The 17,466-nt window shown below is 56.6% G+C and carries 10 protein-coding genes; 6 read left to right on the top strand and 4 right to left on the bottom strand.

Translation table 11 applies throughout. From position 1 onward, the window contains the following. Nucleotides 1–14: 14 nt before the first annotated feature. The 4 genes from WJU16_RS05115 to WJU16_RS05130 all read right to left on the bottom strand — a co-directional run bounded on the left by WJU16_RS05115 (nucleotide 15) and on the right by WJU16_RS05130 (nucleotide 7,552). The gene (locus WJU16_RS05115) at nucleotides 15–1,055 is read right to left on the bottom strand and encodes a SusE domain-containing protein (RefSeq protein ID WP_341837246.1); all 1,041 of its coding nucleotides are present in this window, start codon (nucleotides 1,053–1,055) and stop codon (nucleotides 15–17) included. 18 nt (nucleotides 1,056–1,073) lie between these two features. Then, complete coding sequence (locus tag WJU16_RS05120; RefSeq protein ID WP_341837247.1) at nucleotides 1,074–2,654, bottom strand: RagB/SusD family nutrient uptake outer membrane protein; 1,581 nt, start codon at nucleotides 2,652–2,654, stop codon at nucleotides 1,074–1,076. A gap of 18 nt (nucleotides 2,655–2,672) precedes the next feature. Beyond that, nucleotides 2,673–5,639, bottom strand: a complete 2,967-nt coding sequence (locus WJU16_RS05125; protein ID WP_341837248.1) for a TonB-dependent receptor — start codon at nucleotides 5,637–5,639, stop codon at nucleotides 2,673–2,675. A 62-nt stretch (nucleotides 5,640–5,701) separates the two neighbouring features. Continuing rightward, on the bottom strand, nucleotides 5,702–7,552 hold the full coding sequence (locus tag WJU16_RS05130) for an alpha-amylase family glycosyl hydrolase (protein ID WP_341837249.1): 1,851 nt from the start codon (nucleotides 7,550–7,552) through the stop codon (nucleotides 5,702–5,704). Between the two features lie 206 nt (nucleotides 7,553–7,758). Between WJU16_RS05130 and WJU16_RS05135 the strand changes: the two genes are divergently transcribed. The 6 genes from WJU16_RS05135 to WJU16_RS05160 all read left to right on the top strand — a co-directional run bounded on the left by WJU16_RS05135 (nucleotide 7,759) and on the right by WJU16_RS05160 (nucleotide 17,456). Beyond that, nucleotides 7,759–8,823, top strand: a complete 1,065-nt coding sequence (locus tag WJU16_RS05135; protein WP_341837250.1) for a histidine kinase — start codon at nucleotides 7,759–7,761, stop codon at nucleotides 8,821–8,823. Further along, the gene (locus WJU16_RS05140) at nucleotides 8,807–9,550 is read left to right on the top strand and encodes a LytTR family DNA-binding domain-containing protein (RefSeq protein WP_341837251.1); all 744 of its coding nucleotides are present in this window, start codon (nucleotides 8,807–8,809) and stop codon (nucleotides 9,548–9,550) included. The genes WJU16_RS05135 and WJU16_RS05140 overlap by 17 nt, the downstream gene beginning before the upstream one ends. A 44-nt stretch (nucleotides 9,551–9,594) precedes the next feature. Next, nucleotides 9,595–10,860: a PQQ-binding-like beta-propeller repeat protein gene (locus WJU16_RS05145; RefSeq protein WP_341837252.1), complete on the top strand. Its 1,266-nt coding sequence runs from the start codon at nucleotides 9,595–9,597 to the stop codon at nucleotides 10,858–10,860. A 650-nt stretch (nucleotides 10,861–11,510) separates the two neighbouring features. Continuing rightward, complete coding sequence (locus tag WJU16_RS05150) at nucleotides 11,511–12,383, top strand: AraC family transcriptional regulator (protein ID WP_341837253.1); 873 nt, start codon at nucleotides 11,511–11,513, stop codon at nucleotides 12,381–12,383. Between the two features lie 389 nt (nucleotides 12,384–12,772). Further along, entirely contained in the window at nucleotides 12,773–15,793 is a 3,021-nt protein-coding gene (locus WJU16_RS05155; protein WP_341837254.1) for a TonB-dependent receptor, read from the top strand. Between the two features lie 37 nt (nucleotides 15,794–15,830). After that, the gene (locus tag WJU16_RS05160) at nucleotides 15,831–17,456 is read left to right on the top strand and encodes a RagB/SusD family nutrient uptake outer membrane protein (protein WP_341837255.1); all 1,626 of its coding nucleotides are present in this window, start codon (nucleotides 15,831–15,833) and stop codon (nucleotides 17,454–17,456) included. Nucleotides 17,457–17,466 lie beyond the last annotated feature (10 nt).

Consider the following 17,466-nt stretch of genomic DNA (forward strand, 5'->3'; position numbering starts at 1 on the left):
CGCTAAATCTTTCCCTATTTCTTGACGATCGAATACATGTAATTGCCTGCGCGGCTCAGGTCGAGCGTTACTTCGTAACTGCCCGCCTCCGCCACGGGAATATCTTTCCCGCCACGGTTCAGGAAGGGATCGGAAAGCTTGTTGTCGCCGAAGTTGATGTCATAGGCGTGGTTGGCCCTGAATTTGAGGGCGCCGGCCGTGAGGTTCAACGTAGCCGTCCAAACATTTTTCTCCGGATCGAAAGTCATGTCCACATCCGTATCCCAGCCGCTGGCCGCGTTCCCGATCAGCGACCACTGTGTTTTGGTGGCGGTCCAGGCGCTGCCGCCCAGGTTCACCTGCAGGAAGTAATACCCCGCCCCGGAAACGGCCAGGTTATCACCGGAGGTGGAAAGCGCACCGCCGTTGCCCGCACTTGTGCCGCCGTAATTTTTCCCATCCCAGTTGGCCTGTGTGGTTAGTTTGAAAGTCGTATTGGCGCCGGGGAAATGTACGAACCCTTCATATTGCTCGTCCGACTTCAGGGAGGCGAGCTTGGCCGCGGAAGCCGGGCTCCAGCCCTGGTAATCGCCGGGCACCCAGAGCGAGGGGTAATCGATGAGGTCCATGTAGGAGGTGACTACCAGGCCGGTGACGTTGGAATAGGCCGCCGGGTAATCGCGGCTGATGTAAGCGTTGATGCGCACTTCCATTTCCTGCGGGATGCCGTTATCCAGTTCCAGCGCGTTGGCGATGGTATTAAGCTCGCCCACGGTCAGCGTTTTCAGAAGCGTGTCTGCCGCCACGGCTTTCACCACGGCGAAATCCGTTCCTTTCTTCGCGAATTCGATGCTGTATTTTACCACGCCGCTAAACCCGAAGGTGCTGGCGTTCCATTTGAATGTGACGGCAGGCGCGCCTGCATTCGGCTTTTCCAGTACCAGCGTGGTGGCGCTGGCCTGCATGGTAGTGGCGGTGCCGTCGCCCGCTACCGTTCTTACCTCATCCTTTTCGCACGACGCGGCGAAAAGCCCCAGGGCACAGAGGAACAGGTATGTGCAATATCTTTTGATCATGGCAGTAATGTTTTGCGGTCAGTAACCATTGTTCTGTACCAGTGAAGGGTTAGCGGTAAGATCGGTGTCGGGGATGGGATAGATGTTGCGGAAGGCTTCCGCGCCTTTGCCGTCTTTCACACCACCTTTCCAGGGCCAGAGGTACTCCCCCGAGGTAAACCGGCCGAAGCGGATGAGGTCCGTCCTGCGGAAGGCTTCCCAATACAATTCCCGGCCCCTTTCCGACAAAATATAATCCAGGTTGTAGGACGCGATATTCCCCGAAGCATCGCCATAGGCGCGCGCCCGGAGCAGGTTGAGGTACCCCAGCGCCGTGGCCTCGCTCCCGCCCCCGCCGCGCTTCACCGCTTCGGCGTAAATAAGGTATTGCTCGGCCAGCCGGAAGAGCGGGAAATCTACTGAACAGAAAGCCCCTCCTGGCGCTTCAGGCGTTTCGCCCGTGGTGGTCCTGTTCCGGAACTTCACCACCCGCAACCCTTCCGAAAACTCCGCCACATCATCGATCTCGGGCTTGTCGCCGAAGAACATGGCCCGCTTGTCTGTTGCGCCGCTGGCGTCTTCAAACAACTCCGGCAGCGCGCGGGTAGCCCGGTTGCCACCCCATCCGCCGCCAGGCACGCCAAAATCGGCCGGCCGCATATCCCCGTTGATGGCCGCGTTGATGATGAACGTGGTGCCGCCGTTGTTCTGTGTATTCACGCCATCATACGCAATCGGCAAAATAACTTCCGTATTCCCGATATGGTTGTCTGCCATAAACAGTTCCCGATAAACCGGCTTCAATGCATATCCGCCCGCGATTACTTTCCCGGCATATTCCACCGCCTTGCCATACTTCGCATTCCCCTCCCCGAGGTACACCGCCGCATTCAGGTACAGCCTGGCCAGGAGGGCCTGCACCGCGCCCCGGTCCACCCGGGCATATTCGTTCGTCCGCGCCGCTTTCACCAGCGGCTCCACCGCCAGCAGCTCCGATTCCACGAAAGCGAACAGCGCGGCCCGGTTCGTCTGCTTCGGCACAAACTTGCCCACGGGATCCTCCTCCGTTACAAAAGGCGGATTGGCGAACAGGTCCATGAGTACCCAATACTGGAAAGCCCGCAGGAAGCGCGCCTCCGCCCGGAAAAGCTGTATCTCCTCCACATCTTTCCCAGAAAACCCGCGCTCCGACAACTTCGCATCCGTCGACTCCCGCAGGAACTCGTTCACGATCGATACATGGAACATGCAACGGTTATACAATGCCGTGAGCAAGGAGTTGGCGCTCGTCCAGTTCAGATTATGAAAATCCGGGATGCCGGGGTCGTTCCACACGCACATCGCCTCTTCCGTCGGCAATTCCTGCGCGTTCCAGTACAGCCGCAGGAAGTCCGCCTGCCCGGGGTCAATGCCCGCCAGGTCCGACACGTTGATGCCGTTATTCCCCGCCAATGCCATGCTGGCATATACTTTCGCCACCACCTGCCGGTAACCTTCAATGGTACTGTACGTTACCGCGGCCGTGTTCGAATTGGTAGGCGCCCGGTCCAGGTCCTTATGACAGGCCGTTACACCCATGGCGCCGATCAGCGCTATCGTCTGCAATATTTTCGATTTCATGTTGATGCAATTTTGAGATCAGAAGTCCAGGTTTACGCCCAGCACAAACGTGCGCGCCCGGGGATACAGGTTGTAATCGATCCCGCCGTTCACCTCCGAGTCCAGCCCCTTGTATTTCGTGAGCACGAATACATTCTGACAAGCCGCGTTGATGCGCAGCTTTACCTGGCTGCCGAACAAAGCGCCCGCATTGTACCCCAGCGTGAGATTGTCCATCCGCAGGAAAGAAGCGTTCTGCACGTAATAATCAGATTGGTACTGGTTGTTGTAAAAACCCGTCTTATAGATGTCGGTGGTACTGTTATTCAGCAAGCCGAGCGGATTGATGATGCTTCGCCGCACGCCAAAATTGGATGCGACATTATTATACATGTAATTCCCCAGGTTGGCGCGCAGCGCCGTTGCCGCATCCCATCTCCCGAATGCCACGCGCGTGCTGAATCCCAGGAATACCACCGGCGCGGGGGATTTGTACCGGTACATGTCGCGCTGGTTGATGACGCCGTTTTTGTCCAGGTCTTCATACACCCCTTCCAGCGGCCGCCCGCTCTTATCATATACCTGCTTGTACACGAAATACGAAAACGTGTTATATCCCACCGAATGGATCTGGATCGTTTGCCCGGTGCCGCCGGTAATCCCGCCCGTGAGGTTCCCCAGGAAGCTGGGATTGTTGATGGCCGTGAGGTTGGTGATCTTGTTCTTGTTATAAGTGATATTGAAATTCACGTCCCAGGTCAGCCGGTCGTTTTGCACCGGAATGGCCGACAGGCTCAGTTCCACACCTTTATTCTCGATGTTCCCCACATTGGTGAGCAACTGGTTGCTGAAGTTCGACCCGATGGGAATGGGCACGGTGTTGAGCAGGTTCTTCGTTTTTTTGAAGTATACGTCCAGGCTGCCGGACAACCGGCCGTTGAACCACCCGAAATCCACCCCGCCATTCAACGTCGCGGTTTGCTCCCATTTGATATCCTTGTCGTATGCCGCGGGCGATTGCAGGTAATAGTATTTATCCCCCAGCTGGTACATGCTCGCGTTGGTGCTGGTACCGTAGATCGACATCCAGGAGTAATTGGCGATGCCGTCCTGGTTGCCGGTGACGCCGTAGCTGAGGCGGAGCTTCAGGTCGCTGAGGGTTTCACTGTTGCGGAGGAAGGCTTCGCGGTTGAGGCGCCAGGTGATGGCCGCGGAAGGAAATACTCCCCAACGGTTTTCCGGCGCGAAGCGGGAAGAGCCGTCGGTCCGGAGCGAGCCCGCAAACACCACGCGGTCGTCGAACGTATAGATCAGCCTGCCGTAATACGAAATCAGCGTATGTTGCGGCTTATCGAACGGGAAAAGCGGCACGCTCCCCGAAATCGTATCCCCTTTCGCATTGAAGTTGGCGTAATTGTAATTGGTGGTGGCGTTATCGTAATACCCGTAACCCGCCATGGCATTGACGGTGGACTTGATCCCGGGAATTTCCTTGAGGTAGCTCAGATAGAACTCGCCGACCTTGTTGCTGATTTCCTGCAGGAAGCGGTTGTTCTGCCCGCCCGCCGCAAATTGCTGCCCTGCGTCCGCCGGCACGAAGGTAGTGCCGTTTCCGCGGGAGATATCGTAGCCGAGGTTCAGGTTAGCGCGCAGTTCAGGAAGGAAGTGGAACTTGTAATCCAGTTCCAGGTTGCCATAGCTGCGCCTGACCGTAGCATTATTATCCTGCATCCGGATGAGCGACACGGGATTGCGGGGCGCGTTGGGGTTGAGGGTGATTTCACCGGTATTGTCCGTCGTGTACCATTCGTAATAGCCGGCAAACGGACTGGCCGTATCGCGTACCGGCTGCGAGGGATCGAACTGCACGGCGTTGATAATAGCCTGTTGATTGGCGTAGTGCGCCTTGGTGATGGCGCCTTTCACGCTCACGTTGATCTTCAGGTGCCGGTCGAACAAATGCGGGGAAAGGTTGACGGAAAGATGGGAACGCTGCAACCTATCGGTGATCAGCATGCCGTTCTGATGCAGCAGGTTGGCGGATACGCGGTAAGGCATATTCCCCAGGCTGCCGCTCACGCTCAGGTTATTGTCCGACGTAAGCCCGGTCTGGTAAATCTCCTCCTGCCAGTCTGTAGCCGCGTCCCCCATCAGCCCGCGCTGCGCCGCCGTACCGAAAGAATCCACGTATTGCCGGAATTGGGCCGCCGATAATACTTCCACTTCCTTCGCGCGCTGCGCCACGCCCAGACTGGTATTGAAATTGAATTTCGGTTTACCGGCCACGCCTTTCTTCGTGGTGATGAGCAACACCCCGTTCGAAGCGCGGGAACCGTAAATGGCGGTGGCCGAAGCATCCTTCAGCACGGTGATGCTTTCGATATCGCCGGGGTTCACGAGCGACAGGGGATTGGGCGCGCCGTTGATGCCCTGCCCGCTGAAAGGCACGCCGTCTATCACGATGAGCGGATCGTTGCTGGCGTTCAGCGAGGAGCCGCCCCGGATGCGAATGGTGCTGCCCACGCCGGGCTGCCCGCTGTTCGACACGATCGAAACACCGGCCACCTTGCCCGCGATAAGCTGTTCAGGCGTTTGTATGCTGCCTTTATTGAAATCTTTCGCGGTAACGGTCGTGATGCTGCCCGTAAGCTCCTTCTTCTTTTGGGTACCGTACCCGATCACGACGGCTTCCTGCAGTTCGCGGTTATCGTCGGCCAGGGCTACGCGGATATCGGTTTGCGTGCCTACGGCCACTTCGAGGGGTTGTTTGCCCAGGAAGGTAAAGACAAGGACCGATGCCGGTGTAACGCCGGAGATCGTGAACTGACCGCGTGCATCTGTTTGCGTGCCGCGTGCCGATCCTTTGATCTGGATGCTCACACCGGGGAGGGGCTCGCCGCTCAATGCATCGGTGACCCGCCCGCCCACCTGTACCTGGGCCAGGACCGGGAGCGCCAGCAGCGCCGGCAGTAGGCATTGCCAAAGCCGGTTGTAGAACTTTTTCATAACGAGAAGTGGATTTTGGTGATAAAACTTGTATGCTGTGAGGGAATAAGCTGTTGAGACGATCACTTCAATTCCAGTACCCACATTTCCTGCGCGGGGATCACGATGGCGTCCTGCAACGAATGCTCCACGCCATCGATGACGTTCCTGGCTTTCGTAAAGCCACCGGTGCGTTCGGAGAGGTAAGGGATATCGACGCGGCGGGGCGCTTTCGTGGTGTTCATCGCGCACATGACTGTTTGGCCGTCTGTATACCGGAAGTAGATATATAATCCGTCCTGCGGGGTGTACTGCATGAATTTGCCGCTTTGCAGCGCGGGGGAAGTTTTGCGGTAGGTGCCGAGCTTTTTGACGAGGTCCTGCATGGATTTCTCGGCTGCCGTCAACCCTTCGCCTGAAAATGCATTTTTGGCATCGCCTGGCCAGCCGCCGGGGAAATCGAGGCGCACCAGCCCGTCGGGCTTCGTATCGCCCGCCATGAGCACTTCCGAACCGTAATACATTTGCGGGATGCCGCGGGCTGTAAGCAGCCAGGTATACGCCATTTTCTGCCGCGCCACGTTTCCTTCCATCCGGGTGAAGAACCTCGGCAGGTCGTGGTTATCGAGCAGGATGACGTTCTTTTCCGGCTGGCGGTACAGGAAGTCGTGCGCCATCGCGTTGTAGAGATGCACGATGCCGGTATACCATCCCGGCTCCTGCGCCAGCGCCGGGAATATCCCGTTGAAAAGCGCCGTGAAATCCAGCACGGCGGGCAGGTTGCTTTTAAACGCCGTAGCGATATGGTTCTCCGCGAAGAACGCCTGGTTGGGACTATGCTGCACCATCACTTCCCCGAAGAGGCTGATGGAAGGATATTCCCGCAGCAGGGCGACGTTGCAGGCATTGGCGAAAGCCAGGTCGTTATACATGTAAGTATCGAGCCGGATGGCGTCCACACCGAATTCCTCCACGTACCAGATGGCATTTTGCGTGATAAAGTTCGCCACGTAAGGGTTGCGCTGGTTCCAGTCGGGCATCTCCTTTACGAACCATCCGTCGGTCATGCGTTTTTTATCGTTGGCGGAAGCATACGGATCGAAGAGCGCCTGCTCCCGCGCGCTGGTGCCGGTGAACGACGGCCATTGGTTCAGCCAATCTTGTTCCGGGAGGTCGCTCACGATCACATGGTAAGTCCCGGTATGATTGTACACCGCATCCTGCACCAGCTTCATGCCCCGCGCCTGCAGTGAGTCGCGCAGCCGTTTGTACCCTTCGTTGCCGCCGTAGCGCGCATCGATCCGGTAATGGTCCGTGATGGCATAGCCATGCTCGGTGCGGTTGGGCATATCGTTTTCCATGACGGGTGTCATCCACAGCGCCGTAACGCCCAGCTCCCGCAAATAATCCAGGTGGCGGATCACCCCGGCAAAGTCCCCGCCGTGCCGGGCGTAATAGTCGCTGCGGTCGAGCGACTGGTCGCGCATGCCTGGCACGCGGTCATTGGAAGGGTCGCCGTTGGCGAAGCGGTCAGGCATCAACAGGTAAATAAGATCCGCCCCGGAGATACCCCTGGCGAAATCCTTCCCCGGCATACCTTTCCGGGCTTTCACCGGCCAGTAAACTGTCGTCTTCCGCCCGTTGCGCACATGCATCAGCGGCACGGCGCCCGGCTGTACGCCTTTATCCAGCGTGATATCCACCGCCAGGTAGCGCCCGTTCGAAAACGCCGTTACTTTACGGATCTCCACCCCGGGATACGCCGTGGAAACCGTGCCTTTACCGAAGAGGGAATCGCTGCCGCGAAGGATCAGCTGCAATTGATTCGTTTGCATCCCCGCCCACCAGTGTTCCGGGAACACCCGGATGTTTTGCGCGGAAGCAACCAGGGGAATAGCCGCCAAAAGCAGCGCCAGTATCGTTTTTCGTGTCATAGCGTAGAATCTGGGTATCAGTGATGCAACCAAGGTATGTATTCCCTTTCCGCCCGAAAAGCGGCTTATACCGACAACCAGCCGACGATGACAGACGAACAATTGCAACCGATTTTTGTCATTCATCCCGGCCAATCCGTCGTTTGTATAAATTGTACCCGGATTGGCATTTTTTAATTAGTTTCCGGTCAGTAAGCGCCCTTTCCATGATAGATATACCACGTTCCAAACTGGGCAAAAAGAGTTTCTATGCGATATACTGGTCGGCATATGTACTGGTCTTCGGGTTCGTCCAGGCCGGGCCTTACCACGACTACCGCAATGCATTCGCTTCCGAGCTCATCAGCCTCCCCATGCGCGCGCTGTTCGTGGCCATCGTGCTGGAAGTGCTGGCCGACCGGTTCCTCTTCCGTAAAAAGGTGCGCCTCTTCCTCCTTTGCTACATCCCGCTGGTATTTCTTTTCGCCACCATCCAGCGCTGGCTCGACAATACCTTCATCCTCGAATATTTCCTCACCCACTGGCGCAAAGAGCCCCTATTCAGCATTTCCCCTTTCATCTACAGCGTCATCAAGCTGCAGTTCGTGCTCACCATCCCCTTGTCCATCAAACTGTTCTATAACTGGATGCAGGAACAACACCGGTCCACGGTGATCGCGGAAGAGAAAGCACAGGCCGAGCTGGTGATCCTCCGCAACCAATTCCACCCGCATTTTATCTTCAACGTACTCAATACCCTTTACGCCAAAACGCTGCTCACGTCGCCGGAATCGGCGGAGATCACGTCGCGCATGTCGTCGCTGCTGCGGTATTCCATCAACGAGATCAACACCAAGCTTATCCCGCTGGAAAAAGAAATCCGCTACCTGGAAGATTATATCTCTTTGCAGCAAGCGCGCTTCAACGAGCACGTCCAGATCAGTTTTCATATCGACGGGCAGGCGGGGGGAAAATATATCGAACCCTTTCTGCTCATGGTGTTCGTGGAAAACAGTTTCAAACACTGCATGCCTACCGAGCACGGCGACACCTGGATCACGCTGTCCGTTTCCATACAGCAACAAACCCTTACCGCGCGGTTCGAGAACAGCGCCGTGAGCGGGTACGCCGGCCACCCGCTCGCTTCCGGCGGCGGCGTAGGTTTGGAGAATGTGAAACGCCGGTTGCAGCTCATTTACGGAGACGACCATACGTTGAAGATCAACCAGAGCGAAGACAGCTATTTCGTGTACCTGAAACTGAAACTCGCATCGCATGACGGAGCATATTAACTGCATTATCATTGAAGACGAAAAGCCCGCGGCGGATCTGTTGCAGATCTACATCGGGCGGGTGGAACTGCTGCATATCGCAGGCGTGTTCACCAGCGGCACGCAGGCCATGCGGTGCCTGAACAGCGAGAAGGTCGACCTGATCTTCGCCGACATCAATCTCCCCGGTATCAACGGGCTGGATTTCATCCGCTCCCTATCGCCCGCGCCCAACGTGATTTTCACCACGGCACACGCGCAATACGCGGTGGAAGGGTTTGACCTCGATGCGGTGGATTTTCTTCTGAAGCCCATTCCCTTCGAGCGCTTCCTCAAGGCGGTGAACCGGTTCATCAAGCTCGACAAGCATTTGCTGGAATCCAACACCAGCAAGTCCGCCGTCATCAGCGAACCGCCGTTTATTTTTATCCGTTGCGAAAAGAAAATGGTGAAGATCCTGCTGGATGACATTCATTTTGTGGAAGCGCAGAAAAATTACATCCTCATCAATACGGGGAAAGACGTGTTCCGCGCCTATCACTCCATTTCGGAACTGGAAGAGAAACTGCCGGAAACCAAGTTTATCCGGATACACCGGAGCTACATCGTTTCCATTCCTAAAATTGAAAAATTCAGTCATCATATGATAGAGATCGCCCGTTCGAGCATTCCCATCGGCCGGCATTACGGCACCGCCACGTTGCAGGCGCTGAAGCAGTACCAGGTAACGCTGGGCGATCTCCCCTGATCCCGTTCCCGATCATTTAACCTTCAAATATTTTCCACGACATTATGAAATCCTTTATCCTGACAACGGGGCTCGTTGCCCTGGGGCTTTATTCCGCGGCACAAGACAAAACTTTCGGCGCCATCCGCTGGACTTTCGCCACCGAAGGGCGTTTTTTCAACACCCCTGCGCTTATTGACTCCACACTCCTGGCAGGCAATTCCGACCACAAGCTGTACGCGCTGAACGCCAATACCGGGCAATTGCGCTGGGCGTTCAAAACGAAAGGCGGCATCGCCACGGAACCCTGCGTTGCGGGTAATGTGGCCATAATCGGCAGCTACGACGGACATTACTACGCGGTAGACGTCCGTAACGGGAAAGAGCGCTGGCGGTTCAGGACCGGTGGTGAAAAGAAGCTCGGCGGCAAAGGGCTCTGGACCATGCAACCGCTCACGCAATACATGGTAGACCCTTACGACTTCTTCCTGTCTTCCCCAGCCGCCGACGGCAAATATGTATATTTCGGGAGCAGCGACAGCTGCATTTACGCGGTGGATATCGCCACCGGCAGGCAGGCCTGGAAGTTCCGGACCGGCGGGCCGGTCCATGGCAGCGTGGCTTATAGCGCCAATACAGTGGTAGCCGGAAGTTGGGACACTTATCTCTATGCCCTCGACGCGCACACCGGGCAACTCAAATGGAAATACAAAACCGGGACGGACACCCTGTACCACGGCGTACTCGAAGGCATACAATCCCGTCCGGCCATAGCCAACGGAAAGGTGTACATCGGCGCCCGCGACGCGCGCGTCCACGCACTGGATTTGCAGTCGGGCGACACGGCCTGGGTGTACAACGGTGGCGTGGCCTGGATCCCCGGCGACGCAGTGGCCACGGCGGATCATGTTTTCATCGGCACGTCGGATTCTTACCTCATGCTCTGCCTCGACGCCCGCACGGGCCGGGAGCTGCACCAGGCGAAGGGCGGCGGGTACATTTTCGGAGGCCCGGCCCTCAGCGGCGGAACGCTTTGCTACGGAGACTTCACCGGCCGGCTGCAACTCCTCGACCGCAATACGTTCCGCTCCACCGGCATTTTCGACACGCCTCAAAGACAATCCCACGCCGCCGAACTGCTGGACAGCGCCCAGTCGATCAATTTCGGGCACCTCGCCGCGGGAGCGCCTTTCGAGCAATACAGCACCACCATTACCGTGATGGACAAACTATACAAGCTCGGCCCCTTCACTTCCACCCCGCTTTTCCATGACAATATGGTAATTGCTACCTCCACAAACGGGTTAGTGTACGGGATCGCCCTGGAGTAACCCGGCAACGGTCTTAGTACGGTTACAGTACGGTATCCCTACTAAGTCCCTACTGAGCGGGTACTGCGGCAATACGGCGGCAGGCGCCGGTAATTGGCATAAAATACCCTTTGGACAAGGAAAGCGACAAATCCGGGGTGGTAAAGACGAGGGGAATGTATATGAAACATAGGTAAAAGGGGGTAAAAGGGTAGTTACTGTATACTAACTGATTGATTTCTATAAGGATACCATATACCTCCATATAGGCGGATATGCCTTTTATATACTGTTACCCCTCTTTAACCCTTACTTTACCCCTCAGTTAGTACGGCGTAACGGGGGATGAACTGGCCGATTTCCCTGCAAAAACAAAGGCGAAGCCCCCACACCGGGGCTCCGCGTTGTTACATACGTCCGCGAAATATTTCGCCACGCCCCGGCTCCACCGCCTGAACAGCGCCAGGAAGAGGGGGAACAGGGCATCCCCTTTTCTGCGGCATCCATTTCGCTGAAACGCTGCCTGGCCCAAACGAGGCTGGCGATGTAGAAAACCCCTGATCTGCGCCGCCATGCAGCAGGCCAGCCGGAAACGGCGGGCCTGCTTTATTCCCGGGATTAGCGCTAAATCAGTACATTAGCGGCGCATAACACGTTTTATACGTCCAAAGATGACTACTCCTGAGATTTACCGCGAGCAATCACCGCTTTCGGAAAAAGATTGTTTTGTTGTATTCGACCGCCGCAAATCGTCGTTCACGTTTCCCGTTCACGTACATCCCGAATATGAATTGAATTTCGTGGAAGGCGCGCCGGGTGCGGAGCGCATCATCGGCGATTCGGTGGAAACCATTGCCGACCGCGACCTGGTGCTGATCGCCAACCCGGAGCTCAAGCACGCCTGGAAAGACGGCGCCTGCACTTCCAGCAACATCCACGAGATTACCGTGCAGTTCCACGCTTCGCTTATCGAGCAGTACCTGGATAAGAACCAGTTCCGCAGCGTGCGCCAGCTGTTTGCCCGGGCGGCGAGGGGCGTTTGCTTCGGGCCGGCGACCATCGACCGGGTGCAGCCTTTGCTGCGGATCCTCACCATGGAAAACGATGGTTTTTATTCCGTGATGCGGTTTTTCATTTTGCTGCATGAATTGTCAAAGGGAGATGATTACCGGGAACTGTCGAGCACCGCCACGCCGGAGATCAACAGCGCAGAAAGGCAGCTCCAGCAATTGCGGATGCACGTAAACCGGCATGTATCCGGCGACCTCCGGCTCGACGAAGCGGCGGCTATCCTCAACATGAGCCGGTCCACCTTCGCGCGGTTCCTCAAGCAGCATACCGGAATGAATTTCACGGATTACCTGCTGGATGTGCGGATCAACATGGCCGTGCAGGAGCTGAAGGCGGGCGCGCCCGTTCCGGATGTGGTGGCGCGGTGCGGGTTCAACAGCGTTTCCTACTTCTACCGCGTCTTCAAGAAAGCGAAAGGCATTACGCCGGTGGAATACCGCGAGATCTCCCGGAAACATCAAACCATCATCTAAACCCCCTGACCCAGGAGTTCAAGCGTATTGAACAAATCGTACAAGAAACAACCGTTTCAAGGTAAGTACATGCCCTTGCGAATCGGGTTATTATCCAGCGTCATTTCTACAATTAATCCTTTCGAAGCGGCTACCGGATGCTGATCGTCCTCCTTCGTCATGAGTCGTCGTGTCTACATTTTTCCCACCTTTTCTTCCCTGCAAAAAATTGGATGGATAGTTCAATGAAATTGAGCAATGCGGACAATCCTCCGTTCTTCCATTCCTCTAGCTTTACCACCGGTTAAAATGGGACAGTCAACCAAAAATGATAAGCAAAAGCTATCCCTGCAGGGGCACGTTACACATAGACATCTTTCTTCAATACAATTAAAAATCCGCTTCTACGTATGAAAAAAATCGCATTCATACTGCTATTTGGAGTATTCAGCCTCAGCGCTTCGGCGCAGCAGGCCCGTCCGCTGAAGGGCACGGTAACCGACCGGGAGAACAACCGCATCCCTGGCGCTACCGTCCGCATCAAGGGCACCAACAAAGGCACCACTACAGACGCCAACGGGAATTTTTCCCTGGAGGCGGCGCAGGGCCAGGTGTTGGAATTCTCCTCTGTAGGCATGCAGAAAATCGAATTCAAGATCGGCGCGGCCAACAGCATCGCCATTACACTCGAATCAGACAGCCGTCTCGATGAAGTGATCGTGGTAGGTTACGGCCGTGTGAAGAGAAGAGACCTCACGGGCGCGGTGGCTTCCGTGACCGGTAAAGACCTCCAGGCCGATATCGCAAGGAGCGCCGCATCCGCCCTGCAGGGGCGCATCGCAGGCGTAACCGTTTCCAACAGCGGCGGCCAGCCCGGCGCCGGCATGAGCATCAATATCCGCGGCCTCAGCTCCCTCGGTTCCAACGCCCCCCTCTATGTGATCGACGGCGTGTATGGCGATATGAACATGGTTGACCCGGCAGACATCGCCAGCATCGAAGTGCTCAAAGACGCCTCCGCCGCCGCCATCTACGGCGCCCGCGCCGCCAACGGCGTAGTGCTCGTTACCACCAAAAGCGGCCGGAAAGACATGGCGCCCGTTGTCAATATCAACGCCCTCACCGGCGTGCAGAACGTCACCCGCAAACTCGGCGTGCTCGACGCCCAGCAATGGAAAAACGTTATGCGCCAATCCGGTTACCTGCCCCAGGAAGCCATCGACTTCACCGGTGTTGGCACCAACTGGCAGGACGAAGTATACCGCTCCGCCCCCATTTCCAAGATCAATTTGAGTGTGGCAGGCGGTACCGCCCGTTCGACCTACAACCTTTCCGCCGGTTACATCAACCAGAAAGGCATTTTGCTCAACTCCGGTTTTAAATCCTACAACATCCGCGCGAAAAATACTTTCAACTTCCTGAACGACCATGTACGGCTGGGAAACACCATTTTGCTGCGCAATTCCAACAAACAGATCAACTCCATGACCATCACCGACGCGCTTCGCCAGAATCCGCTGATGACAGTAACCGATCCCGACCAGCCCGGCGGTTACACCGGCATCTCGCCCTGGATGAAAAACATGGATAACCCCGTAGGCCGTTCGATGCTGTTCAACGAGCAGCAACACACCAACGAATTGCTCATCAACGGTTACGCGGAAGTGGATCTTTTCGTGAAAGGACTGAAATACAAATTCAACGTCGGCGTTAACCGCGCCAATGGCCGTAACTACAACGCCAACGTACCGTACGACTTCGGCTCCGGCGCTTACCAGTCGCGCCTGGCGGAGAACGCCTTCTTCAACAACCAGTGGCTGGCGGAGAACACGCTGCATTACGACAATGAGTTCGGTAAGCACAACGTTTCTTCCGTATTGGGTTATGCGGCGCAGAAGAATGCCAACCGCGGGTTCGGCGCCAGCAGGCTGGACATCCCCTTCGGCACCGACGCCATCAACGCAGGCCCCACCACGCAGCAATCCACCAACGGTTCGCTGCAGGAAAACGCCCTGGTATCGATGTTCGGCCGGTTGATCTACAGCTACGATTCCCGCTACCTGTTCTCCGCATCGGTACGCCGCGACGGCTCCTCGCGCTTCGCGCCGGGCCACCAGTACGGCACGTTCCCCTCGGTGTCCGTAGGCTGGAACGTCATGAACGAGAAATTCTTCGGCGGGCTGAAAAATAAAGTGGACGAACTGAAGTTACGCGCCAGCTACGGCGTGCTCGGCAACCAGGAAATCGCCAACTACACCACGCAAAGCATCAGCAGCAGCGGCATCAACTACATCCAGGGCGGCACCTGGTGGATGGGCGCCAACACCGGTGTGGAATGGGTAGCGCTTCCACAGCTGACCTGGGAAGAAACCAAAACCAGCAACATCGGTATGGACGCGAGCCTTTTCAAAGGAAAGCTGACCATCAGCGCCGACTACTTCATCAAAGAAACCGACGGCGTATTGCTGAGCATCGGCCAGCCCGGTTCCACCGGCATCAAGGGCAGTCCCCCGATGAACGCCGGCGTGATCCGCAACACCGGTTATGAAGCGCTGGTGAACTACCGCAGCAACTTCGGCCAGGTGAAATACAGCATCGGCGTAAACGGCTCCACCGCCAAAAACAAAGTGAAAGCCATCACCGTAAGCAGCACCGTGCAGGAATTCGGCGGTTACAACCCGCAGGGCGAGGGTACGGTAACCTGGGCGAAAGTGGGATATCCCATCGGTTCATTCTTCGTGACCAGGACCGACGGACTGTTCCAGAGCGAGGAAGAAGTGAACGCGCATAAAGATAAAAACGGCCAGCTGATCCAGCCCGATGCGAAGCCCGGTGATATCCGCTTCATCGACTTCAACGGCGACGGCAAGATCGGCGACGATGATCGTCAGTTCGCTGGCAGCCCCTTCCCCAGCTTCATGTACGGCATCCGCGGATCGCTGGAATATAAAGGGATCGATTTCGGATTCTTTTTCGACGGGATGACCGGCAGCAAGATCTACAACTACACCCGCGCCCGCATGGAATCGATGAACGAATACACCAACTTCGGCATCCGCGCCCTCGATGCCTGGACGGAGCAAAACCGCAATACCGACTTGCCCCGCTTCACGCAGGAAGACAAAAACAAGAACGCCCGCCGCGTGAGCGACCGCTGGCTGGAAAACGGCTCCTTCTTCCGCCTCAAGACGCTCGAACTGGGCTACACCCTGCCCGGCAGCCTGGTGCAGAAAGTGCGCTTCCGCGACGCCCGCGTGTACGCAGCGATGGACAACGCCTTCACCATCACCAAATACAAGGGCTATTCCCCCGACATGGGCCAGAACAACGAACAGAACGGCGGTGGCGGCGGCACCATGACAAGAGGCACCGACCACGGGCGCTTCCCGCTCGCCAGAACGATCATGGTAGGCCTCCAGGTGAATTTCTAAGACCGTCATCCGCAACATCGACCGAAAAATGATAACAATGAACTTCTCCACAATAAAGAAAACTTCCTTCGCCGCCCTCCTGGCGTGCGCGCTCGCAGCCTGCAATGAATCGGAATTCCTCAACCTGACGAATCCGAACCAGGCCGTAGACAAGACTTTCTGGACTTCGGAAGCCAATGCGCAGTCTGCCATGGCCACCGTTTACTCCCCCATCCGCGGGCAGATGTACGGTTACTTCGGCGGGTATACCGGCTGGCATACCATGAACCGCGCAGACGACGTGTGGTTCATCCTCAATGAAGAGATGCACAACTGGGAGCCAGCTACCTACACCAATACGCCGAATACCGCCGAAAGCGATTTTGCGCGGCTGTACATGGCCATCAACCGCGCCAACGTGGTGATGAAAAACGTGCGCAACGTGCCGATGGACGAAAACAAGCGGAATGAACTATACGGGGAAGCCGCCTTCCTCCGCGGATACACTTACTTTTTGCTCGTGACCAATTTCGGGGATGTGCCCCTCCGCCTCGTTCCCGCGCTCGACGACCAGGCCGAAGTGATGAAAGCCTCCTCGCCCGAAGCGGATATCTGGAAACAGGTGATCGCGGATTTCAAAACGGCGAAAGAATTCCTCCCGGTTACGCGCCCGGCCAAAGAACTCGGCCGCGTTACCAAAGGCGCCGCTATCGCGCATCTTGGCAAAGCGCTCTGCTTCACCAAACAGTACCCCGAAGCGGAAGCGGAGCTGAAGCTCCTGCTGGCCGCACCTTACACATACGACCTGGTGGCCAACTACGACGACAACTTCACCGAGTACACGGAGAACAACGTCGAATCCGTTTTCGAGATACAATACGACGGTGGTTTTGGGCAGGGTTCCTGGGGATCGGAAGGCCCCAACGACACCCAGGGCTTCGTGATCGCCAACTTCGCGGGGCCCCAGGGCACGGGGGGCTGGTTCAAATGGATGCCCACCGCCTCCATCGTTTCCAGTTTCATCAGGGAAGAAAGGCCCGCGGGATCGGATACCCGTTTCGACAAGCGCATGTACACCAGTTTGTTCTGGAAGCATTCCGACTTTACCGATAATGTGGCGGACGGCGCGTGGTTTGGGAATATGTCGTTCGATGAAATCTGGGAAGCCTCCGCTTCGAAGCGCCTCCGCGGCGCACCCGATTACCCGACCATCGACGGTAAGAAAGGGCGCTTCCTCATCAAGAAGTTCACCAACTTCTACAAGAACGTAAAAGACGCCAACAGCCATTACAACCAGGCCAACCAGAACAACAACCTGCGCGTGATGCGGTTCGCGGAAGTGCTGCTGCTGCATGCCGAAGCCTGCGCCAAAACCAACAAATTGGGAGAGGCCGCCGCCGACCTTACGCGTATCCGCAACCGCGCGGGGCTTGCCCCCAAAACCTGGGGCTCCGCCGATGCGCTTATGCAGGAAATCGTTCACCAGCACGAACTGGAGTTCTTCTTCGAAGGGCACCGATTTTTCGACCTGAAACGCTGGTACAGTTACGCCGACATGAAGCAGATCCTGGTGGCCAACAAGAAACAGGGCGCCGAAAACTTCCAGGCGAAACACTACTATCTGCCTATTCCGCAGAATGAATTGAACACCAATACCGCCATCCGGCAACACCCTCTTTGGTAATAATGTAAAG

It is taken from the genome of Chitinophaga pollutisoli (genome assembly GCF_038396755.1).
In the GTDB taxonomy this organism is placed as follows: Bacteria; Bacteroidota; Bacteroidia; order Chitinophagales; family Chitinophagaceae; genus Chitinophaga; species Chitinophaga pollutisoli.